Source organism: Pseudomonas sp. NFACC43 (genome assembly GCF_900119645.1).
Taxonomy (GTDB): Bacteria; Pseudomonadota; Gammaproteobacteria; order Pseudomonadales; family Pseudomonadaceae; genus Aquipseudomonas.
Window position 1 is genome coordinate 737,429 of record NZ_FPKK01000001.1, and the last position, 21,464, is coordinate 758,892.

Consider the following 21,464-nt stretch of genomic DNA (forward strand, 5'->3'; position numbering starts at 1 on the left):
GCTTCTCTACTTGAGGATTCAGGCACTCTCCAATTGACCGGCCTTGAACTTGAAGGCCAACAACACCAGCGGCACGTAAGCCAGCAACAGGCCTGTCAGCCCATCGAGCTTCACCATCACGACGCACCACGCCACGGGGAACAACCACAGCACGTTGATTGCAGCCACTGCCAGCGTGACCGGACGATGGCGACCGTAGTGGCGCGAGGCAAACTGATAAGCATGGCTGCGGTGTGCCTCGTAGACCTTGTCACCCCGTAAGAACCGACGAATCAGCGTGACCGTCGCATCGACGATAAACACCCCTAACAGAATCAGCCAAGCCCAAAACAAGGCTGGTGAAACCCAGGCCGCTTGCAGCGACATGATCCCAAGCGCAATACCCAGGAAGCCACTGCCTGCATCCCCCATGAAAATTTTTGCCGGTGGAAAATTCCAGAACAGAAAACCCAGTACCGCAGCAGCCAGTATCAACGGGGGCCAGATCAGGTCGGTGAAACCCGACAAAACGTAGAGCACGCTCGCTCCGACACAGGCCAGCACCGCCTCTATACTGGCGATACCGTCAATGCCGTCCATGAAGTTATACAGGTTGAGAAGCCAGACTAAATAAAAAGCAGCGAGAACATGTCCAACCCAGGAGAGGTCGAAGCGGACGCCAAACAGGTCCAAGGGCGCCAGCCCCTCAAGCCATACCAGCGCCCAAGCAGCCGCGCTGAAATGCCCAAGCAATCGCCAACGTGCGGCAATGTGACCATGATCGTCCATGAATCCCACGATAGCGACCAACGCACCGCTCCCCCCCAACGCCACCAGATAGTCGAGCGACACCAGACCCAGTTGTCCCAGCAATGGCAATGTCACCAGGAACGCAACCACGATCGCCACGCCCCCTCCCCTTGGGGTCGGGATGCTATGTGAGCTGCGTGCGTTGGGTATATCGATGATGCTGCGTGCCAAGGCATAGCGACGAAGGCCAGCCGTCATGAGCAGCGAAGCCATCGCGACAGAGAAAAACAACCAGAAGTACATCATTTCGCTTGATTCATCCTGAAGTGCCGTGCGGTCCTGGCCAAGGCGTCATCGACACTCACGGGTGGGATCCAACTCAAAAGTGTCCGGGTTTTCTCAATATCGACTTGCAATGAACCACACAGGCGCTGAGACAGCGCTTTTTTACCTAACAGGCTGGCTCCACGCTCGAGCATCCAGCTTGGGACCGGTATCAATCGGGCCGACTTGCCCAGTGCACAAGCCATCCGACTGAGCAACGCAGTTGTCGACAAGTCTTCACCATCACTGACCAGGAACGTTTGGTTCGCCGCCGCCGGATGGTCGATGCATGTGACAATCAGGTCCACCAGATTATCGATACTTACCAGGCTGCGCCGGTTATCAATGGCACCGAATGGCAATGGCACACCTTTGTCCAGCCAACGCATCATGCTCAGGAAGTTCGCCTTCACCCCCGGGCCATACACCAGAACAGGCCGGATGATAACCACTTCCATTCCTGTCGCTTGCGCAAGCTGGCGCAGACCTTCCTCGGCCTCCTGCTTGGAGACGCCATACGGGTCGGCCGGGGCAGGCAGATCGTCCGCATGATAAGGGCGGCCGGGCGAAGTGCCTTCCCCATTGACCTTGATGGAACTGATGAAAATAAAGCGGCGGACACCGGCTTGCGCCGCCTGCCGCGCAAAGTTGAGCGTGCCCACGACGTTAACCTGCCGAAAAGCAGCCAGTGGATCGGCTTCCTTGTCATTCATCACATGCACACGCGCCGCACAATGTATGACGGTATCCACATTGGTCAGGTGCGATAGCCATTGGGTCTGCGGAGAAAATGCCTCGATCCGTATGGTGTTTACCGGCGCCGGTAAACGCCTGTCACCACGAACCACCGCAATCACCGACTTCTCGGGCTCCGTGTGCAGGCGCTCGAGCAATGCACCGCCGACAAACCCGCTCGCTCCGGTCATAAGAATACAGTGCTGCATCAGCGGTCTACCTTCCGTAGCGTGGCGTTTCTGAAGATGTCTTCCAAGCGCGCCAGTAAACGCTGCTTGGAGTAGTGCTGGAGGTAATAGTTGCGGCCCCTCTCACCCATCACCTTGAGCTGAAGGGGCGACGTTTCGGCTAGAGCCTTAGTGATGCGGGCCAGCCCCTCTGCGTCACCGGATGCGCATGTGAAACCCGCACCCGACTCATTGATGACGCGTGCGGCTTCACCATTGATCATGCCCAGCAGAGGTCTGCCAGAAGCCAGGTAGGCCTGGACCTTGCCCGGAATGGTCTTTTCAAATACATCGTTGGTTTTTAATGAGACCAACAACGCATCGGCGTTGGCGAACAGCGCAGGCATGGCTTCCAGTGGATGTCTGCCCAAAAGCAGTACGTTATCCAGGCCGCGTGCGCTGACCTGTTGTCCCAGCCACTCACTCATTCGACCATCCCCCACGATGGCCCAACGCACAGCTACTTTCCCGCGCAGTCGTTCAGCCGCGTCCAGCACGGCAGGGAAATCCTGGGCTTCGCCCAGATTCCCAGCAAACACCACCGTAAATACCGACTCGTCACGTGCAAGTATCCCGGTCGAGAGAGCCGCCGTCGTCGAGAAATCGTCTTCAGCCCAACTGGGGAAATAGACCAGGCGTTCCAGACCTATAGGCCGCGTACAGTAGCCTTTGACGTTTTCAAGGAAGCCATTGGATTGCAGTAGCAAATAGTCTGCGCGGTTGTAGATCCACGACACCATTCGTCCCACCAGAGCCAATAACGCCGGCTTTTTCAATACGCCCACCGCCCGCAGCGTTTCAGGCCACAGGTCCAAAACCCAGATGAACACCGGAGCTTTCTTCAGGCGACCGATGACCAAGGCAGGAATCGCCGCCATGATGGGGGACACGGCGTAGACAAATACGGCATCGAAAGCACGACCCCGCAGTGCATAGGTGCCGACGGTCGAAGCGCTGGTAAAAAAACTGAGGTAGTTGATGATCAACTGGATGCTGCGCTTTCCACGCGGGATCATGGGAACCCTGACAATGCTCGCACCATGGTAGTCGTCGAACTGATGCGGTGCGGACTTGTAGGCTTCAAATACCTTCCCTTCCGGATAATTGGGTACCCCGGTGAGCACCGTGACCGAATGCCCTTTTTCGGCGAAATCACGAACAAGATCGTTGATCCGCATGTTTTCCGGCCAAAAATACTGCGTAACAACCAGGATGTTCAGCTTACTCTCAGACATATTCACAACTCGACTCAATACCGCTTCCAGACGACACGGTTCACGTAGTCGGTGTAACTGTGAACGATCCTGGCAACCTTTTCAGAAACGTTGGGCATGCTGTAGTCCGCCACCAGACGCAGACTGCGCTCGGTACCTGACAGCTGTGTCTGGAGAATATTCAGCCCCTGTAGAACACGCTCGACCTCCAGGCCCACCATCATCACTACCGCTTCCTCCATTCCTTCAGGCCGCTCATGAGCTTCACGCAGGTTTAAGGCAGGAAAATTAAGAATGGACGCTTCTTCGTTGATGGTGCCACTATCGGATAGAACGGCATGGGATTCGAGTTGCAGCTTGTTGTAGTCCATAAAGCCCAGGGGCTTGAGCAGTCGAACGTTCTCATGGAAGACGATACCCATTGCATCCACGCGTTTCTGAGTACGCGGATGGGTAGAAACAATCACGGGCTGGCCGAACGTGATGGCAATGGTATTGAGTACCTTGACCATCTTGAGGAAGTTCTTATCCGAGTCGACGTTCTCTTCCCGGTGTGCGCTGACCACAAAGAACTTGCCCGCTTCCAGGCCAAGCCGTTCCAAGACGTCTGACGCCACGATGCGGTCACGGTAATGGTTGAGCACCTCGAACATCGGGCTGCCCGTCTTGATCACACGATCGGCAGGTAACCCCTCGCCCAGCAAATAATCACGAGCGATGGTGCTGTAGGTCAGGTTGATATCTGCTGTGTGATCGACGATGCGCCGATTGATTTCCTCGGGAACACGCATGTCAAAACAGCGGTTCCCGGCTTCCATGTGGAAAGTAGGGATTTTGCGGCGCTTGGCAGGAATGACCGCCATGCAACTATTGGTATCGCCCAGGACCAGCAAAGCCTCCGGCTGGATAGTCGCCAACACCCGATCCACCGCGATGATCACATTACCGATGGTTTCGGCACCGGTACTCCCAGCGGCATTCAGGAAGTGATCGGGCTTGCGAATGCCCAAGTCCTGGAAAAAAATCTCGTTCAGTTCATAGTCGTAGTTCTGTCCTGTATGCACCAATACGTGTTCACAGTACTTATCCAACGCAGCCATGACCCGGGACAAACGGATGATTTCCGGACGAGTTCCTACGACGGTGACGATTTTCAGTTTTTTCACTGCAGTGTTCATTACTAATCCTTCAGGCCTGGGTGCCAACAGCCATGGTGTAGGTATCTGGCCGTTCACGATCAAATATCTCGTTGGCCCACAGCATTACGATCATTTCGGTTTCGCCAATGTTGGTGATGTCATGCGTCCAGCCTGGCACCGTCTCGACCACTCGTGGGGTATCGCCGTCCGTGTAGAGTTCATAGAACTCACCGCTGACGATATGCCGGAAACGGAAGCAGGCACGGCCCTTGATAACCAGGAATTTTTCGGTTTTGCTGTGATGGTAATGCCCTCCCCGCGTAATACCTGGATGGGCAGTGAAATAGGAAAATTGACCCGCATCCGGGGTTTTGAGCATTTCGACGAATACGCCCCGCGCATCACCATGCTTGGGCAATTCGTAGGTGAATACTTCAGGGGGAAAGTAACTTAGATACGTCGAGTATAACGCACGGACCAAACCAGTCCCGACCCGTTCGGTCACCATGGTTTCCCGGCTGCGCTTGAACGCCTGCAATTGTTCCGCCAGCGCTCCGACTGTAGTGTCGTAGACCGGCTGGACATCCAGATAAGGGCCCTGAGCGGCATTGCCATCCATTACGTCGATGAAGCTTTTGATCACATCGTCGATATACACTAACTGCAAGGGGGCGAGTGGGTTATTGACGGTAATCGGCAAGTCACGAACGATGTTATGGCAGAACGTCGCTACAGCCGAGTTGTAGTCAGGCCGAGCCCATTTTCCGAAAACGTTGGGCAAACGATAGAGATAGACCGGTGAGCCTCGCTGTTCTGAAAGTTCAAGCAGTGCGCGCTCTGCCTCTCGCTTGCTCGCTCCATAGGGATTGTCCACCTCGGCTTGTATGGACGAGGTGTAGATCACGGGAATCGACCGACCGGTGGTTTTGATTGCCGCGCACAATGTTGCGGTCAGGCCGCTATTACCTTCGCTGAACTCCTCGACACGCTGCGGTCGATTGACGCCGGCCAGATGAAAAACGAAGTCCACGCCGTCCAGCATCGACGCCAAGTTACACGCGGCTTGCTCGCGACCAAATCGGACTACCTGAACATCTCGACGCTCCTGCAGGTGTGCAACAAGATTCTTGCCGACGAAGCCGTTGGCGCCCGTAATAAGGACCTTCATAGGCTCACTCCTCTGGAGTGGCATGCTCGCCACGCTGGATGGCCCGCATGAATTCCAACTTCAACAACAACTTCTGCATGCCCTCAACGTCGAGGCGCTCAGTGTTATGCGAGTTGTAATCCTCAGTATGGGAAATTTTTTCCTCACCTTGCTCCACGAACTTGCTGTAGTTCAAGTCACGCAAGTCCGGCGGGACACGGAAATAGGCGCCCATGTCTTCCGCACAGGCCATTTCCTCACGACTGAGCAACGCTTCATAAAGCTTTTCGCCATGGCGTGTGCCAATGATCTGGATCGGGTGATCGGGCAGGCCGAGCATGGCCGTCAATGCCTGCGCCAGGGTCTCCACCGTAGCTGCAGGCGCTTTCTGTACAAAAAGATCGCCATTGTTGCCATGTTCGAAGGCATAGAGCACCAGGTCCACCGCATCGGACAAGGTCATCATGAACCGAGTCATGTTCGGGTCGGTGATCGACAATGACTTCCCTTCACGAATCTGCTCGACGAACAGAGGGATGACCGACCCCCGAGAAGCCATGACGTTGCCATAGCGTGTGCCGCAGATAACCGTCTTGCTCTCATCGACGTTACGCGACTTGGCGACCATGACCTTTTCCATCATAGCCTTGGAAATGCCCATCGCATTGATGGGGTAGACAGCCTTGTCGGTACTCAGGCAAACCACCCGCCGGACATCATTTTGAATAGCAGCCTCGAGCACGTTATCAGTGCCGATAACGTTGGTTTTGACCGCTTCCATGGGGTGGAACTCGCAGGACGGAACCTGTTTGAGGGCCGCGGCATGGAAAATATAGTCAACACCGCGAGTGGCATTCAGCACGCTTTGGTAATCACGCACATCACCGATGTAAAACTTCAGCTTGGCGTTACTGTAACGCTTGCGCATGTCGTCCTGTTTTTTTTCATCGCGGCTGAAAATGCGTATCTCCGCGATGTCGGTATCCAGGAAACGCTTGAGCACTGCATTACCGAAAGAACCAGTACCGCCGGTAATAAGAAGTTTCTTGCCGTTGAACATATGACCTGACCCTTGCCGCGAACCCGGAGAACTACCGAGCTCGTAGAGCTGAATAAATAATTTCGTTTTTCTGCTGAGCACTCGGATAGCTGATCAGCACAGCCCGGTATGCGCCCTTGAACACAAAGAAGCTGCCCGCCGCCACGCCGACTACGCCACAAGCTGCCACGACGTCGCGCATGTCCTCAAGCGAACCGCCGCCACCCAGGATGGTAATGGGGATGCGTAAGGTCTCCCGAAGCTTAACGGCAAGCTCAACATTGTAGCCTTTCATCCTGCCGTCGTTTTCAATGGAATTAAGCACGATTTCTCCGGCTCCGAGTCTTTCAAACTCTTGAGCCGCTTCAAGAACGCTGCGCTTGGTGTTCCGCGTGCCGTTGTGTGTCCAGACCTCCTGCTGTTTACTCAACAGGCGGGCTTTATGGTCCAGGACCACTACAACACTTTGGCTACCGATCTCTTCAGCGATCTGACCGATCAACTGAGGGGTTTCAAACGCTGCCGAGCTGATGGCGACCTTCTCAACGCCCAACGCGATGATGTCCTTGGCTTGCTGCGCGGTACGAATGCCCCCGCCATAGCACAACGGCATGCGGCACTCCGCTGCCAATTTGGCAATCTGAGCGTAATTAGGCTCGACAGCGTTCACCGTGGCGTCGATGTCGATCACGATCAATTCGTCGGCCTCTTTCTCGTTGAAGATTTTCACCGCGTTGATCGGGTCCCCAACGTACTTGGGATCCTTGAACTTCACTGTCTTCACCAGCCCGCCGTCTTGAATCAGCAAGCAAGGAATGATCCTGGGTCTCAACATGTCATAGTTCCGCGAAGTTTTTCAGTAGTCCGACGCCGAAATGGTGGCTCTTTTCAGGGTGAAACTGGACGCCATAAACGTTTTCAGCGCGCACGGCGCAGCTGAACGCTAAACCGTAGGAAGATGTAGCCTCGCTGTGCCGAGCCTCTTCGCATTCAAAAAAGAACGAATGCAGGAAATAAAAACGCGCATCGTTCTCAAAACCGCTGAATAACGCGGAGTTCCCAGCCGGACTGACATCGTTCCAGCCCATGTGCGGCAGAGGTAACTCGGTCAGGCCCGGAACAGACTTGAATGATCGAACGCAACCGGGCACCCAGCCAAGGCCAGGCAGGGAGCCCTCGTCACTACTGTTCGCCAGTATTTGCATGCCTACGCAGACACCCAGTACCGGGACTTTGTGTCCCAAGACCAATTCTTCTAGCGCGGGACGCATGCCCGAGGCACCAAGCCGTTGAACGGCGTGGTCGAACGCGCCGACCCCAGGAAGGATCAACTTGGTCGCACCGTCCAATTGTGCAGTTGTCTGAGCGACGGTAACGGGGATGTGCAAACGTCGATAAACGTTCACGAAAGCCTGGATATTTCCGAGACCATAGTCAATGATGGTAATCATCTGAACAGCCGTTTTTCCAATCCGATTGCACTGAGTATCCGGGCACCTATTCCGATCAGGAAGCGCTTGTTTTTGTAATCACGGTAGGTTTTATTTTCGCCCTCGAAAATGCGCTGAAGTTCAGGTACAGTCAAGTCTAACTTGTGCGCAACATATTCAAACTCAGACGTCAGAAAATTTTCATCCAGTTCCGGCTTGGCGATGCGCTCCAGGGCGGACTCGCGAGTCATCTGTCCGGTCATGATGAGACTGGAGAAATGAGCACGACGCTTTTCATATCCAAACTTGCGCGGCATCCAGTAATCTTCATAGAAACGTGTGAATCTGGATTCATGATGCTTGTGTTGAAAACGCTTCCAGCCAAACAAGCGCTCCAGCGTATTTTCCGCATCGCTCTTTATATAAGGCAACAAATTTAACGGGCGCACAACCTGCATACCCAAGACATATCGATAATATAATTTGTAGGATAGTATATCGACGAGAGGGAACGTCTTGAGCTTGCGAGTCCCAAATTTACCGTGGATATCATTGATCAGTATTTTGTCGATACCGGGGTAGCCTCCCCATTCCTCCGGTTCGCGGCAACATTCCGTAGAGTAGTTGGCGCCTGTCAGTACGTACTTTATTTTGTTGGCTTTTGCAAACCGGTAAAGCCCCGAAAAAAAAGCTGCGTCTTGCGGGATATCCTGATCCGGGATTTGCGCTTTTAGGAAAGCCACTTGCAAACTCTTCATTTCTTCCCAGTTGACAACGTCGGTGTATAGCTCCAAGCCAAGACCGTCAACCAGCTTTTCAATATTTCCCACCGCCTGGTCAGTATTCCAGCCTGCGTCAACATGAAACAGGAGGGGTCGCAACCCCATGATTTCCTTGGCGACATAGCACAAATAAGAACTGTCAAGACCACCACTAAGGCCTATGATACAGTCGAAATCACGACCAACGCCGTCAGCTTTAATTTTATCAGCCAACGCCTCAAGCTCAGCTTGGCCACGAGCATCAGTGTACCAACTAGGCTTGATAACGTTCTCAAAATTATTGCAATACTCGCAAACACCCTGCTCATCAAATTTTATATTAGGATCACTCGTATCCATAATACATCTAGAGCAAATTTTGTATTCTCCAGCGTAGCTCATCCCCCCCCCTCCCACTCAACACTACTTCGCTGACTGCAGCTTATTGGTTATTTTAGACAAAACCGATTCGTATTCCTCGGGCTGAATAGCCAACGGGTGCAAAATCGCACCTATTCCGCTCCCCTCATATTCAGCGACCAAGGTAGAGGGGTAGGATATTAGCAAATCGACCCTGGGAAAGAAATCAGCCTGCTCGATCATATGCCACCCCCTCGCCCTAACCTCCTTGCTCGGAGATACCGTCGGGTGCGGCTTGTAAAAAAAGTCAATAGAGGAATCCGACATTATTCGGTCATACAGAAACAAGTGAAAATTTTCACATATAGCATGTCCGACAATCAGCACGCTGAAACCCGAAGACACAGGGGTCAATGAAATTTTGGGTTTGAAACATTCAATATCAAGATCACGCTTGAGATTGCCGCAGAATATAATATATTTGCGAAACACCTCGGCAGATGCCTCATTGTAAACATATAGCTTATCCACACTCCTCAACCGGGTGGGAATTTTTACTGAGAAAGTGGCCTCCATACTTGTTGAAGACAACCCTACAAGGGAACCATGCTGAACAATTATTAGACCTGACTGTGCCTTATTTTCAGCGACCAGACGATCAATGAGAACAGCCCATCGATCGTAATGATCAGTTATGACAAATTTATGCGAAGGTATTTTTTCAATTGCCAAATAAAATACAATCCACTTGAATGCAGTGTAACTTTGTAGCCTCCAGACTTTAAACGCAGCCTTATGCCCCATTCGACTGGAAATAAAAAAGGAAAGTCTTAACGCCTGAACGCAATCCCACCAGGTCAGAAGAGACGAATAATCCAAAAGTGTTAATTCTGGATTCGCCACTAGTCCGTCACTGCCAGGCCCCTTAACCAGACAACTGGAATGATTTAACGCATCAACTGACTCGAGCACACTCAAAGCCCGCGGAGAAAAAGCTAGCGCAACAGGCTTGTCCGAAGGCAAACTCAAGAACCTTAAATCAAACTTTTCCTTCCCGATCAATAACCTTAAGAAGTCAAATAGAAACCAACATTTATCGAGCCCCATGCGCCACAGCAAGGTTACGACCTGAATAAAAATTCGAGCGAAGAAAGAACTTGACCGTATGAAACTTAAAAATTTTGCGGGACGAGGCGCATACGCCAGCTTACTTGGATCGCACGCGCACAGCGAATAAACACTCTCATCAACAGCTATTTCATTTTTTGTAGCGGCGAGATAATGGGCAAGCAACCTCAATCGTTTGCGAATTTTATTATCCATTATATATTCCCCCTTGACTCTCCGAAAAAAATGCCTCTCTCAGGCAAAAAACATCTGATCACGGGCAGAAATTCAGTGCATTCTCAAAAATCAGTACAAACGAGGCAATATAAAATCATCGCCACCGTCCAGAATACCTCATAAAGATACATAACATATCGAAGAAACCAGACACCCAATTTCGTTGCAATGAAAACACATGACAACTTCAACTTGCCTCATGGAAAGCCCTGCTAGGCTTTAGCACCACAACCTTCCTTCTTAATCAAGCGAAAGCCAAAACCATAAGCCAAAGATTTCCATAGAAATATCATCGCAAAAGCATTACACATACCCCAGAGCACGGCCGAGACCCCATCAACGTTTGCCATGCGCATCGAAAAATAAGATACGAGAAAAACCACAAACCCACCGACTTGACTAAAAAATATATGCGAGTCCTTATGAAGCGCATAGAGCCCCACATGGGGAATCATGCTGAAGGCATATAGAGCCATAGCCAAAATCAACCACTTCAAAATATAGAAATACTCAACATAAACAACGTTATCCAACCATAGCGCCATACCCCACCCAAAAAAGTAACAGGCAACAGACAAAAACAAGGTAAAGCCAATTACGTTAAAACTAAGTCCACGCATACTGATCGAGAATTGATGATAATCGCTAGACTTGGCGAAAAGAATAAGCTTCGGATAAAAAAACACTATTACGGCCGCATCTAAAAACGAAAGAACAGCTGTCGCCATACCTATGTACAAAACATACGCACCCAAGACATCCAGACCAGCCACCCGCTCTATCCAGTAACGGTCAATTGTAAAAATGCCACGAATACAAAGGCTGGCGATCAGCAACGGCCATACCAACCTTAGCCCTTTTTTTATCCACAGCCAATTCACCGGCTTGAAAAAAGAACGGCTGCTGTATGATCTCAAACCCCAGAAACCCATAAACAGCGCTAACACGCATCCCGAAAACCAGAGCGCAAAGACAAAGTTCAAATTTCGCGAAGTGGGCGATAGAAACATGACCAGTATGGCAAGCAGCCCCCAGACACCACTGCGGACAAACAGGACTGCACTGGCCAGCATCTGCTGCGAAACAGCAACCAAAACTCTGTTCAGCTCTTGAGCCAGATGCTCAACGACCAATAGAAAACCAAACCAATAAATATACTTTATCGAGATAAATCCACTCGAAAAGAAAAAAACTATCAGCGGAAAAACAAGAACATACGCCAGGGCATAAAGCACTACTTGATCTTTAAGATAGCCAAATAAAAGATCTGGATCGGAACCTATTATCTCCCGCGTAGAATAATTGTAAAACTCAAATCCAACCAGATAAATTGCATATCCAATAGTAGCCGCTACCAGGCCGTAGACACCGACATCTTTAGCGTCAAGGTACTTAGCCATAAAAAAAATAAGGGCAAATTTACTAACGAGCGTAGCCGCCCTTAAATTTAAATTGATAATACGCTTAACTTTCTCGCGCCCCACCAACGTCAGCATTCTATTTAACAACCGAGTCAATGCTCCCAAACAAAAAATCCGCTGCCTTGGACAGGAGAATAATGCAAACTGGATTCTCCCGCCGTGAGGTAGTGTCATATACTACGAATTAATACACCACATGCCTCGGCATTAGGCGTCTAGTTCCTTGTTCAGATTTTCATCATGGACGAACATTTCCGCCATTTTAAAATCATAGATATCATCCACATCGACAGCGCGCATCCGCGGGATCACAACAGATTTCAACCGACCACCAAACAGTCCTGTTGACGCTTTGATGTAAGAAGGCCGCGTTACATAAGCAACTCCGGTCATATCATAGACAGCCGGAGCATCCTGCCTCCGAGTAATGGTGCCATCTCCACATACCAGTTTACTTAACCCAGCATCATCCCGAATCAACATTGCAAAATACGGGTTGGTTGCCGCCGGAGTCACAGTCACAACAACATCAGCGTCTTTGATTGAATCCAGGCATTTGCGTACATCATCGGCGTTTCGCAATGGACTGGTAGCAGGGAGGCTCAAAAAAATATCAAAAGGATCACCGCGCTGCTCTAAAGTTTCGATCGCATGCTGCCAGGATTTCCACTCGGCCGATGTATCCGCCGCCAATTCTTCTGGTCGTTCAATAACCTCTGCGCCGTACTGTTTCGCAATGGCAGCTATCTGGGGACAATCCGTTGATACAAATATTTTCTCTATACTTTCTACCTGCTTGGCCACATTGATTGAATAGGCCAGCAAAGGCTGACCTGCCAAGTTTCTAATATTCTTACCAGGCAGGCCCTTAGAGCCACCTCTTGCAAATATAAAAGCGTACGTTTTCATGAACCCCCCAGTGACAAAAAATCAGACAAGCAGAAAACTACAAACTTAAAAATTCACTTTGAGCACGCTGGAAGTCCTCCATACGACCTATATCAAGCCAATACTCATGCACAGGAAACATATTCACATTTCGATTGAGCTCAATCTCTCGTTCCAATAGCGTAGGCATATCAATGCGCTCACCAGCCGGAACGCTTTTCACCAGCTCTGGTGACAGCAAATAGATACCAGCGTTGATGAAAAAGTGCTGGACCGGTTTCTCGACCATCGAGATTATTCTGTGCCCTTCGCTCTGAATAACGCCATAAGGGACGCGATATTCAAACTCTCTTACACACATAGTGGCAACGCCATTGTGCGTTTCATGAAATTCCAATAGGTTCAGAAAATTCAAGGTAGTCAACAAATCTCCGTTCATCATGAACAATGGCATATCTATCTCATCGTGAGGAAGAAGTCCTAGTGCCCCCCCCGTGCCCAGGGGGGCCTCTTCATGAATATAAGTAATGCTGACACCCCATTGACTACCGTTGCCAAAATAGTCTCGGATCATCTCCGGCATGTAATGAGTGGAAATATAAAACCGATGAAAACCAGAGCTGATGAAGCGCTCTAAAATCAGTTCCAAAATTGGCTTATCCCCAACCTTGAGCAAAGGCTTGGGACAGTTATGAGTCAGCGGTCTCAATCGAGTTCCAAAACCACCAGCCATGAGAAACACAGGATTATCACGGCGCGGCTTATCAAGAAGATCATGCAAGGTCTCAAGGCCAATCACCTTGCCCTGATCATCCAAGATCGGAAGTTGAAGAAGTTTATATTGCTCCATTATGGAAAGGATACGCGCCTTCGTCCAACCCATTCGAGCAGTTTTCGGCGACAAGCACATGATATCCTTGATAGGACCGTTGAGCGGCAGTTTTTTCAGTAGCGCCCGGCGTATATCTCCGTCAGTCACTGTACCTAAGAGATTTTGTTGGTCATCTACCACCAGTACTATACGCATCGCAACGCGATCCAGCGTAGCGATAGCCTCTTCCATAGCGATGTCTGGACTAACAAGCGTTAACTGCCACTGTTTCATTCTTGCCTCTTAATTCTTTAGTCGTCGGGTAATATGAGGTTTGGCACCTAACGATATGCGATCAGCTGGTAACGATCTCACCAGTACCGAACCGGCTCCAATCACAGAGTTTTTTCCCACGGTCAACGACTGAACGATGGTAGCACCAGCGCCAACGAAAGCCCCTTCGCAAATAGTACAACCCCCACAAACCACTGCACCGGGGGCAATATGTACGTTAGCGTAGACATTACAGTCATGATCAATGCTCGCACGGGTATTGATGATTGTATTTTCACCGATGTCGCAGTCAGCCTGTATGGTAGCACCCGCCATGACTTGAACGCCTTGGCCAAGGTTCGCAGTGGAGTCGACTGAAGCACAGGGATGAACCAATACAGGAAAACTAAATCCCTTGGCTCGGTAGTGCTTGAATATTATTTCTCGAAAATTATTATGAGTGACCTGGCCAATTCCATTGATAAGTCCAACTTCTGCGGGATCTAATTGCTCAATACAACCGTCATCACCAAGCACCTCGACGCCACGCCACTCCTTCACTTCTTTGGATTTAAATTCAGGAGCACATACACCAATGACATCAAACCCCGCCGATGTCGCTAATGAAAGAAGAACCTTAGCATGGCCTCCTGCGCCGATTAGCACTACGGACTTTACAGTCTTTACAAGTTTCACTGCTCGAGAGCCTCGCCCACGGCATATTCACGCGGGCTGACTTTTCCGATCAAACTCCATAGTTCAACAGCCGGTACGCCACCGCCACTGCGCGCCGTTGTAAGGTCTTCACGGGACAACACAGTTCCTTTTGCTATTTGACGATTTGCTACGACCTGCTGCCGGGCGGCCTTGCGTGTATCCCACTCGCTTGCTTGCGGAGCCTTGCACGCACTACCAATAGCTTGTTCTAAGGCCCGGATATCATTGATCATGCCTTTAAGCTCATTCGGCTCAAGGGATGCCTTGTGATCAGGCCCTGGCAGAGTCCGATCAAGCGTAAAATGCTTTTCAATGACCTTGGCTCCCCTTGCCACAGCAGCAATAGAGACCAACGCACCTTCCGTATGGTCCGAATATCCAACCTCGAGACCAAAAGCGTTTGCGAGCGTATCCATCGCCCTTAAATTGACCTCGGACCAAGGGGTGGGGTACTGCGATGTGCAGTGAAGCAAGGTCACGTGTCCAAGCAATTTATGCCTGTTTTCTGCAACGCTCCAGGAACGCCAAACGTCATCCATGTTCTCTGGCTCACGCTCATGGACCAAGGCATGCGCAACAATAGCCAAACCCTGCTCAACCTCACTGAGCGTGGCCATTCCAGTGGAAAGCACCAGGGGCTTCTGCGTCCGGGCAAATTGCCAAAGCAATGGACCATTGGTCAATTCGCCGGAGGGCACCTTGAAAAAAGGCATCTCCAAGCGGCATAGAAAGTCCAAGCTCTCCGCATCAAAAGCGGTTGAAAGGAACTCGATTCCGAGATCTCGAGCGTGTCGTTGGATATCCTGATGCCACTCCTTTGGCAACTCAAGCCTCTTCAACATTGCAAGCTGAGATTCAGCATTGTCGGTATTCCTGACTTGGTAGGCAGCCTTGGGGGCACTCTTGGAAGCCAGCTTAGCAGCATCAAACGTCTGGAACTTCACCGCATCAGCGCCAGACGCTGCAGCTGCTTCAACAAGTGCCAACGCCATGTCCCGTTGACCGTTATGGTTAACACCAGCTTCTGCAATTACGTACACACCTTGCGAGCAACTTTTCATAGTAAATCCAGATCATAGAATTTTTTTGAAGTATTGCCGTCGAAACCTATCAGCTGCTGTACGATTTTCCGACTGGCATCGCCTTGCCCATAGGGATTTTCTGCATGTTTGCACATATCGGAGAAGCCCTCGGACAACGCTAGGGAAATAGCTTGGCGAATTGAGCTGGCGCTAGGCTCACAAGGGATAACGGTTTCGGCAGCCAGCCGGCCTTTCTGACGCGAGCCAATATTGACAGTCGGCAAACCAAATGAAGGCACTTCGATAATTCCGCTTGACGAGTTACCGACTACGACACTCGCATATTGCAATATACTTAAATAGCGTTTGAACCCAAGCGATGGCACGGCGAGCACCCTGTCAGGGTTGAGTGCTGCATATTTTTCAATCAACGATATTATGCTACGGCCGCCGTTGTCTGCATTGGGGTAAGTAATAATCACTTGATGATCTGGAAATGAATCCAACGCACCCAGCAAAGCACAGAAGCTCTGCTCAGGATCCTCTTCAGCAAGGGTGACCGGATGATAGGTCACCAACATGAAAGGCCTTTCTATCTGGAAATCGAGGCTTTGAGACAACGCCTCGAGAGACAAAAACTCTCCCCGCTTCACATGATCTAAGCCAACGGCACCAACGTTAAATACTCGTGCAGGATCTTCGCCCATTTGAATGACACGTTGCCTATAGGGTTCCGCGGCCACAAAATGCAGGGCGGCCATTTTACTTATGGCATGCCGAATAGCATCATCATAGGCCCCTTCCGTTATTTCTCCACCATGGATATGAGCCACTGGAATTTTCATGATGAGTGCAGCTTGCACTATCGCTAGTGCCTCGAACCGGTCCCCGAGCACCACCAGTATATCTGGCGCCAACCGCTCCAAGGCTTCGGCAAATCCCAATAATCCCAAGCCCATGGATTTGACAACGCCAACCGCCGTGTCAGATGACAACAGCATTTCGACTTTTGCATCAATCTCAAATCCATCATGAGCGATCTGTTTCCAAGTCTCTCCGAACTCTGGGGACAGATGCATACCACTCACGATGACTTTGAGGTCCAACGAAGGATTATTTTCTATATCCTTCATCAACCAATACAAAAGGCCATATTCAGCCCTGGTACCGGTAAAAACTGCAACCTTACTGGCCACGCTGAAACTCCGGCAACACGCTGCTCGGCAAATTCACTACTCGGGATTCCAGCCACAGCGAGTTGGTCAAGTCGCCTTTAATGCATTTATTGTAAAGCGGAAGGTGACACATTAACTTCCAGATAGGTCGAGTCATAACGCCTTTATCGTTAGTTGCTTTAAGAAGAGCATCACGACGCTCAACAGATTCGCAAATCACCGTATTCAGCCAGTAATTCGAGCGACATTCAGGAGGCTCTTTGAAAAAAGTCAGCTCGCTATTAGCCAACAACGAGGCGTAGCGGGACGCCAACTCACGCTTGGCTGAAACAAATGTGTCGATCTGCTCCAGCTGCGCACATCCCAAAGCAGCATTCAGGTTGGGCAATCTATAATTGAAACCCAATTCGTCATGAACATATTCATAGGGATGAGGTTGCTTCGCCGTTGTGGTCAGGTGTTTGGCTTTTATGCCAAGTGTCTCGTTAGAAAGAATAGCCCCCCCGCCACCCGTGGTAATAATTTTATTACCATTGAAGCTGAGGACTCCCAAAGCACCAAATGTTCCAGTATGCTGCCCTTTATATAGACTTCCGAGCGATTCCGCCGCATCCTCGATTAAGGTTATATTCCAAAGCCGGCAAACTTTTACCAAGTGATCGATATCTACTGGGTGCCCAAACGTGTGCATCGGCAAACAGGCTCGGATAACCTGATGCGTCGTTTTGTTGCGACAAAGCCCATTATCGTCTAGATAAGCATGCTCTTGAAGCCACTTACTCATGGCCGAAGGGGAAAATCCAAGTGTATGCAGATCAACGTCAATGAAAACTGGCATCGCCCCGCAATAAGCGATTGCATTGCAGGTCGCGACAAAAGTTAACGCTTGAGTCAAGACCAGATCGCCGGCCTTTACCTCAGCTAAAACAAGCGCCGTGTGAAGAGCTGCCGTGCCGTTTACCGTCGCCGTCGCCCGAGGACTCCTAGTATAGGACGCCATGTTTTTTTCGAAACGATCGACAAAGGCACCTACGCTCGATACGTATGTAGATTCGATTGTTTCCACTACATAATCACGTTCGCGACCATTGAAGACCGGTGCATGCAGCGGAATGTAGTCATTGGTAGCGTATTCTTCACGCACGAATTTAATTAACGAATCGAACATACCCCCCCCTCTCAGACGTTATAAATATCAGCTTTATACTTAGCCAAATTTTCGGGAACGAGAAGCCAGTCGATTGTTTGTTGCAGGCCTTCAGAAATAGAATAACTCGGAACAAAACCGGTCAGTTTATTTATTTTGGTATTGTCACACCACAATCTGAATACTTCCGATTTTCCTGGACGCATGCGCTGATCGTCAGTCAAGAATTCCACATCACTGTTCATCAGCTTTTTGATAAGCTCAAGCGTATCACGTACAGATATTTCGTAGTTGGAACCAATATTTACCGTCTCGCCAATGGCTTCCTGGCAACGCGCCAACTGTAAGAATCCCCGGCAGGTATCAGCCACGTAGTTGAAATCTCGGGTTGGGGAGACATCGCCTAGCTTAATCTGCTTCTGACCGCTTGCAATTTGAGTGATGATGGTTGGAATAACCGCCCTGGCCGATTGTCTAGGCCCGTAGGTATTAAACGGCCTGGCGATGGTCAACGGCAAATCGAAAGCATTGAAGAAGCTCATGGCCATCGCGTCGGCACCAATTTTCGAAGCGCTGTAAGGTGATTGAGCTTGTAGGGGGTGTTTTTCGTCGATAGGCACATACTGAGCGGTGCCATAAACTTCACTCGTAGAAGTATGGATCACCCTGCTGACATTATTTTCAAGGGCGGCCTGACAGATATTCAATGTACCTTTTACATTGGTGTCTACGTAGCTATCCGGAGCAACATACGAATATGGGATAGCAATCAATGCCGCAAGATGGAAAACAACATCAACTCCCTTTGTAATGTGCTTACAAAAATGCGGATCCCTGACATCGCCGCTAACGACTTCCACTTGATCAAGACAGTTGATATTTTCTAACCAACCCCAATAATTGAATGAATTGTATTGAGACAGCGCTTTTACTTGATAGCCTTCTTTCACCAACAACTCAACCAAATGGGAGCCAATAAACCCATCCGCACCCGTTACTAAAACTTTATTCAATTTCCACCTCAGTACTGGTTGAGTTTTTAAATTCGAACTGGCAATTTCAAGCTTGCCAGCTCTATTAATTCGTTAGTCAAATTTCACACCAATAGGTATGTCACCGACCCGGAGATTCAATTTTTCTCAATGGCACATTGACATTACGACTCGCACCGCCCACCATAAAATGCGATTGAGCCACCTCAATAGTCTTAGGGGACAAGATGAAAGCACAGATCCTTTGCGGAGCGTGGAAAACTACCCAAACTTTCTCAGTATTCATGATGCAACTCCCTCCGCTTCGTAGCCTATCCATTGCCTTGGAAAATTTGTACCTATGTCCACCCTACCGAGCAGTGCCTCAGCAGTCGATGAGTGAGCCGACAAGCCCAAATGGAACCTACAGGCTTTTCAAGCCTACGCAAATTTAGCCAAGCCTGCCCAGCGCAGCAGCGCCCATGAGCTCACGGTTCGCTCCTTACCCGACATGCCCCCCCCTAAGAGAGCATTCAGACGTGCGCATCAGAAACAATCTCGATTTTGTACCAAAATTAGACCTATTCCGTAGCCAGCCCTGCTAAATACCTGCCGCTCATTGCTGCATTGCTTGCCAGCAGCCCTAATGATAGCGAGGCCAAGCCACAGGGGAAAATGGTTTTTACCAGCCCCCCTCCTCCAGACTCACCTGGAAACTATCCTGGGGGCGGAAAGAGAGTCGACGTGCCGGGCGTAAAGCCGAACTGTTGGAAATGCTGCCCCCCCACCCAACCTGACAATGACCGAGGTTACCCGACGGGAGGAGTGCTGCTGCATGCCCTTGTCAGCCTCGCTCAAGCGAGCCAGTGCCAAAGGATGTGTGTTGGCGACCGATTCCAAACAACCAGGCGACATTTGGTTGGCGGAAATGAAATCCCTGATCGCCGCTGAATGTGCGAGCTTGTTCATGATTAAGCTGAGCGAGAAACGATGGCGGATTGCCTGAGCAACAAAAGTTCAAGCAGTCCCGGCCAAAGCGCTGAATGAACACAGGCGGCAGCGTTTCTTCACCTGTACAACGGCACCAAGCATGCCCACCTACCGCCCAGCCAGATCGAACCGAGATAAGCGGATAAATAACTGCCTGGCCTCGGAGTCGTCGCTATATCGCGCACTCCGAGTTACCGACAGCGTCAGCATCGAGATATGCCCAGCGCTCTGTGCGCCATGCAGAGCCTACGACATGCGGCGCACGCGCCGACCGAGTGTGGTTGAGGGACATTACGTATCTGCCGTCTTCGGAACAGGGCAAGCACGATTTGCCCTGAAGATTCCGAGCAAATACGTCTTATACATATGGATCGAAATAGGGCTTCAGCTCGGGACTTTCCCCCATCCTATAGTTCAACTCACCAATACCGCTCCGAGTAAACGGAATAATAAAAAACTTACTTAAGAAATTTGTAAGGAACGAGAAAGCAACCGCACTGATCAAAGTCAGAGAATTTTTGATAGTGACCCAAGACTCCCGGGCTTACACATCCATTATTTCAGGAGTCGACTCTTCCCCATGAACCAAGACAGGAACGGTCCAAGCATCATGCCAGCGAGCAGCGCCAGGAGGACGCAAATCGAAACGGGTAGCTCGGGGGCAGGCCAGCCCAGGAACAATAGCGTGGCAGGCTGATTATTTTCCAGCACAAACAGGACAATCACCAAGGCCACGAGCAGCGCAGCTACGAAAAACGCCAAGCGCCTAAAGTTCCGCATTTATCTTCTTCCCCTTTGTCAAAGCTCATCCCCCTCCTCTTCGTTAACTCGATCCCTGAGCTCTTTACCTGGCTTGAAATGGGGAACGAATTTGCCGTCCAGGCTTACCGATTGCCCGGTCTTGGGATTACGCCCCACCCGCGGAGCACGGTAATGCAGGGAAAAACTGCCAAAGCCACGGATCTCGATTCGATCCCCGGTTGCCAGGCACTGGGACATTTGTTCAAGCATGGTCTTGATGGCCAGCTCCACATCCTTGGATGAGAGTAGCCCTTGATGGGTGACAATTCGTTCGATCAACTCCGACTTCGTCATATTTTTCCCTTCTTTATCAAGCAGCTAGATCAGTGCTTCGAAAGGTTTTAGCATGCCCGGAAGGATTTGAACAGCCCAAGTATTGACAAATCTTTTGCACATCTGACCATCCCTTTTTGGTGCAGACACTCCAAGCTCTTCCAACTATCGACAGATGACCAGCATGGTACGGGTCAAGTACCCGGCGGGATTGAAGCCGAAGGGATACCAGTCCTCATCCTTGGCATCGTCAGATCGAGTTATTACCTTGTAGCCCGCCCCCTTGCACTCCCTGCCAGCGCGCTTGTGGCACTTCTCCCACCCGGAACCCAACCCCGAGCAGTCGACTTCGATGCCGCTTACACCGCGCACCGCATGGGTCTTGGCGCTGGTAGAACAACCCGCCATAACCAGAACAGCCACTATCAGCAAAAGCTTTTTCATCCGAATCCTTGAGCCAGGATCCTGAGCCCAATCATTTGGGCCAGGCTCGAATCAGATCCTATTGATGATTGATCCGCTTGAT

At 50.5% G+C, this 21,464-nt stretch carries 22 protein-coding genes; 1 reads left to right on the forward strand and 21 read right to left on the reverse strand.

Annotated elements, in window-relative coordinates; all coding sequences use genetic code 11:
- Positions 1-18 precede the first annotated feature (18 nt).
- The 18 genes from BT179_RS03175 to BT179_RS03260 form a co-directional block, all read right to left on the reverse strand.
- A complete protein-coding gene (locus tag BT179_RS03175) occupies positions 19-1,035 on the reverse strand; it encodes an MraY family glycosyltransferase (protein ID WP_072430298.1) in 1,017 nt (338 codons plus the stop codon).
- On the reverse strand, positions 1,032-1,997 hold the full coding sequence (locus BT179_RS03180; RefSeq protein ID WP_072430297.1) for a UDP-glucose 4-epimerase family protein: 966 nt from the start codon (positions 1,995-1,997) through the stop codon (positions 1,032-1,034). Before BT179_RS03180 ends, BT179_RS03175 begins: the two co-directional genes overlap by 4 nt.
- On the reverse strand, positions 1,997-3,250 hold the full coding sequence (locus tag BT179_RS03185) for a glycosyltransferase family 4 protein (RefSeq protein ID WP_072430296.1): 1,254 nt from the start codon (positions 3,248-3,250) through the stop codon (positions 1,997-1,999). Before BT179_RS03185 ends, BT179_RS03180 begins: the two co-directional genes overlap by 1 nt.
- A 14-nt stretch (positions 3,251-3,264) precedes the next feature.
- Positions 3,265-4,395: a non-hydrolyzing UDP-N-acetylglucosamine 2-epimerase gene (wecB, locus tag BT179_RS03190; protein WP_072430561.1), complete on the reverse strand. Its 1,131-nt coding sequence runs from the start codon at positions 4,393-4,395 to the stop codon at positions 3,265-3,267.
- Positions 4,396-4,417: 22 nt separating this feature from the next.
- On the reverse strand, positions 4,418-5,536 hold the full coding sequence (locus tag BT179_RS03195) for a UDP-2-acetamido-2,6-beta-L-arabino-hexul-4-ose reductase (RefSeq protein ID WP_072430295.1): 1,119 nt from the start codon (positions 5,534-5,536) through the stop codon (positions 4,418-4,420).
- A gap of 4 nt (positions 5,537-5,540) precedes the next feature.
- Positions 5,541-6,575 carry a polysaccharide biosynthesis protein gene (locus tag BT179_RS03200; protein WP_072430294.1) on the reverse strand — a complete coding sequence of 345 codons (1,035 nt, stop codon included), beginning with the start codon at positions 6,573-6,575 and terminating at the stop codon, positions 5,541-5,543.
- A gap of 31 nt (positions 6,576-6,606) precedes the next feature.
- Complete coding sequence (locus tag BT179_RS03205; protein WP_072430293.1) at positions 6,607-7,389, reverse strand: AglZ/HisF2 family acetamidino modification protein; 783 nt, start codon at positions 7,387-7,389, stop codon at positions 6,607-6,609.
- A gap of 1 nt (position 7,390) precedes the next feature.
- Positions 7,391-8,005: an imidazole glycerol phosphate synthase subunit HisH gene (gene hisH / locus BT179_RS03210; RefSeq protein WP_072430292.1), complete on the reverse strand. Its 615-nt coding sequence runs from the start codon at positions 8,003-8,005 to the stop codon at positions 7,391-7,393.
- Positions 8,002-9,147 (reverse strand): N-acetyl sugar amidotransferase, encoded by a 1,146-nt coding sequence (locus tag BT179_RS03215; RefSeq protein WP_072430291.1) that lies wholly within the window; start codon positions 9,145-9,147, stop codon positions 8,002-8,004. Before BT179_RS03215 ends, hisH begins: the two co-directional genes overlap by 4 nt.
- 21 nt (positions 9,148-9,168) lie before the next feature.
- Positions 9,169-10,428 (reverse strand): hypothetical protein, encoded by a 1,260-nt coding sequence (locus tag BT179_RS26405; RefSeq protein ID WP_143148678.1) that lies wholly within the window; start codon positions 10,426-10,428, stop codon positions 9,169-9,171.
- 233 nt (positions 10,429-10,661) lie between these two features.
- Positions 10,662-11,945, reverse strand: coding sequence for an MATE family efflux transporter (locus BT179_RS03225; RefSeq protein WP_072430289.1), 1,284 nt, complete (start codon positions 11,943-11,945; stop codon positions 10,662-10,664).
- A 132-nt stretch (positions 11,946-12,077) separates the two neighbouring features.
- A complete protein-coding gene (locus BT179_RS03230) occupies positions 12,078-12,779 on the reverse strand; it encodes an acylneuraminate cytidylyltransferase family protein (protein WP_072430288.1) in 702 nt (233 codons plus the stop codon).
- Positions 12,780-12,816: 37 nt separating this feature from the next.
- Entirely contained in the window at positions 12,817-13,863 is a 1,047-nt protein-coding gene (locus BT179_RS03235) for a nucleotidyltransferase family protein (protein ID WP_072430287.1), read from the reverse strand.
- A gap of 9 nt (positions 13,864-13,872) precedes the next feature.
- On the reverse strand, positions 13,873-14,538 hold the full coding sequence (locus BT179_RS03240; protein WP_072430286.1) for an acetyltransferase: 666 nt from the start codon (positions 14,536-14,538) through the stop codon (positions 13,873-13,875).
- Positions 14,535-15,620, reverse strand: coding sequence for an N-acetylneuraminate synthase (gene neuB / locus BT179_RS03245; protein ID WP_072430285.1), 1,086 nt, complete (start codon positions 15,618-15,620; stop codon positions 14,535-14,537). Before neuB ends, BT179_RS03240 begins: the two co-directional genes overlap by 4 nt.
- Positions 15,617-16,777 (reverse strand): UDP-N-acetylglucosamine 2-epimerase, encoded by a 1,161-nt coding sequence (neuC, locus tag BT179_RS03250; protein ID WP_072430284.1) that lies wholly within the window; start codon positions 16,775-16,777, stop codon positions 15,617-15,619. Before neuC ends, neuB begins: the two co-directional genes overlap by 4 nt.
- Positions 16,767-17,924: a LegC family aminotransferase gene (locus tag BT179_RS03255; RefSeq protein ID WP_072430283.1), complete on the reverse strand. Its 1,158-nt coding sequence runs from the start codon at positions 17,922-17,924 to the stop codon at positions 16,767-16,769. The genes neuC and BT179_RS03255 overlap by 11 nt, the downstream gene beginning before the upstream one ends.
- Positions 17,925-17,935: 11 nt before the next feature.
- Complete coding sequence (locus BT179_RS03260) at positions 17,936-18,916, reverse strand: NAD-dependent 4,6-dehydratase LegB (RefSeq protein ID WP_072430282.1); 981 nt, start codon at positions 18,914-18,916, stop codon at positions 17,936-17,938.
- Positions 18,917-19,709: 793 nt separating this feature from the next.
- On the opposite strand from BT179_RS03260, the gene BT179_RS26695 reads away from it, so the two are divergent.
- Positions 19,710-19,880 (forward strand): hypothetical protein, encoded by a 171-nt coding sequence (locus BT179_RS26695; RefSeq protein WP_177305080.1) that lies wholly within the window; start codon positions 19,710-19,712, stop codon positions 19,878-19,880.
- A 539-nt stretch (positions 19,881-20,419) separates the two neighbouring features.
- Here BT179_RS26695 and BT179_RS03265 read toward each other — a convergent pair.
- The 3 genes from BT179_RS03265 to BT179_RS03275 all read right to left on the reverse strand — a co-directional run bounded on the left by BT179_RS03265 (position 20,420) and on the right by BT179_RS03275 (position 21,382).
- The gene (locus tag BT179_RS03265; protein WP_072430281.1) at positions 20,420-20,644 is read right to left on the reverse strand and encodes a lipopolysaccharide assembly protein LapA domain-containing protein; all 225 of its coding nucleotides are present in this window, start codon (positions 20,642-20,644) and stop codon (positions 20,420-20,422) included.
- An 18-nt stretch (positions 20,645-20,662) separates the two neighbouring features.
- Positions 20,663-20,959, reverse strand: a complete 297-nt coding sequence (gene ihfB / locus BT179_RS03270; protein ID WP_003199243.1) for an integration host factor subunit beta — start codon at positions 20,957-20,959, stop codon at positions 20,663-20,665.
- 144 nt (positions 20,960-21,103) lie between these two features.
- Positions 21,104-21,382, reverse strand: a complete 279-nt coding sequence (locus BT179_RS03275; protein WP_072389362.1) for a hypothetical protein — start codon at positions 21,380-21,382, stop codon at positions 21,104-21,106.
- Between the last annotated feature and the right edge of the window lie 82 nt (positions 21,383-21,464).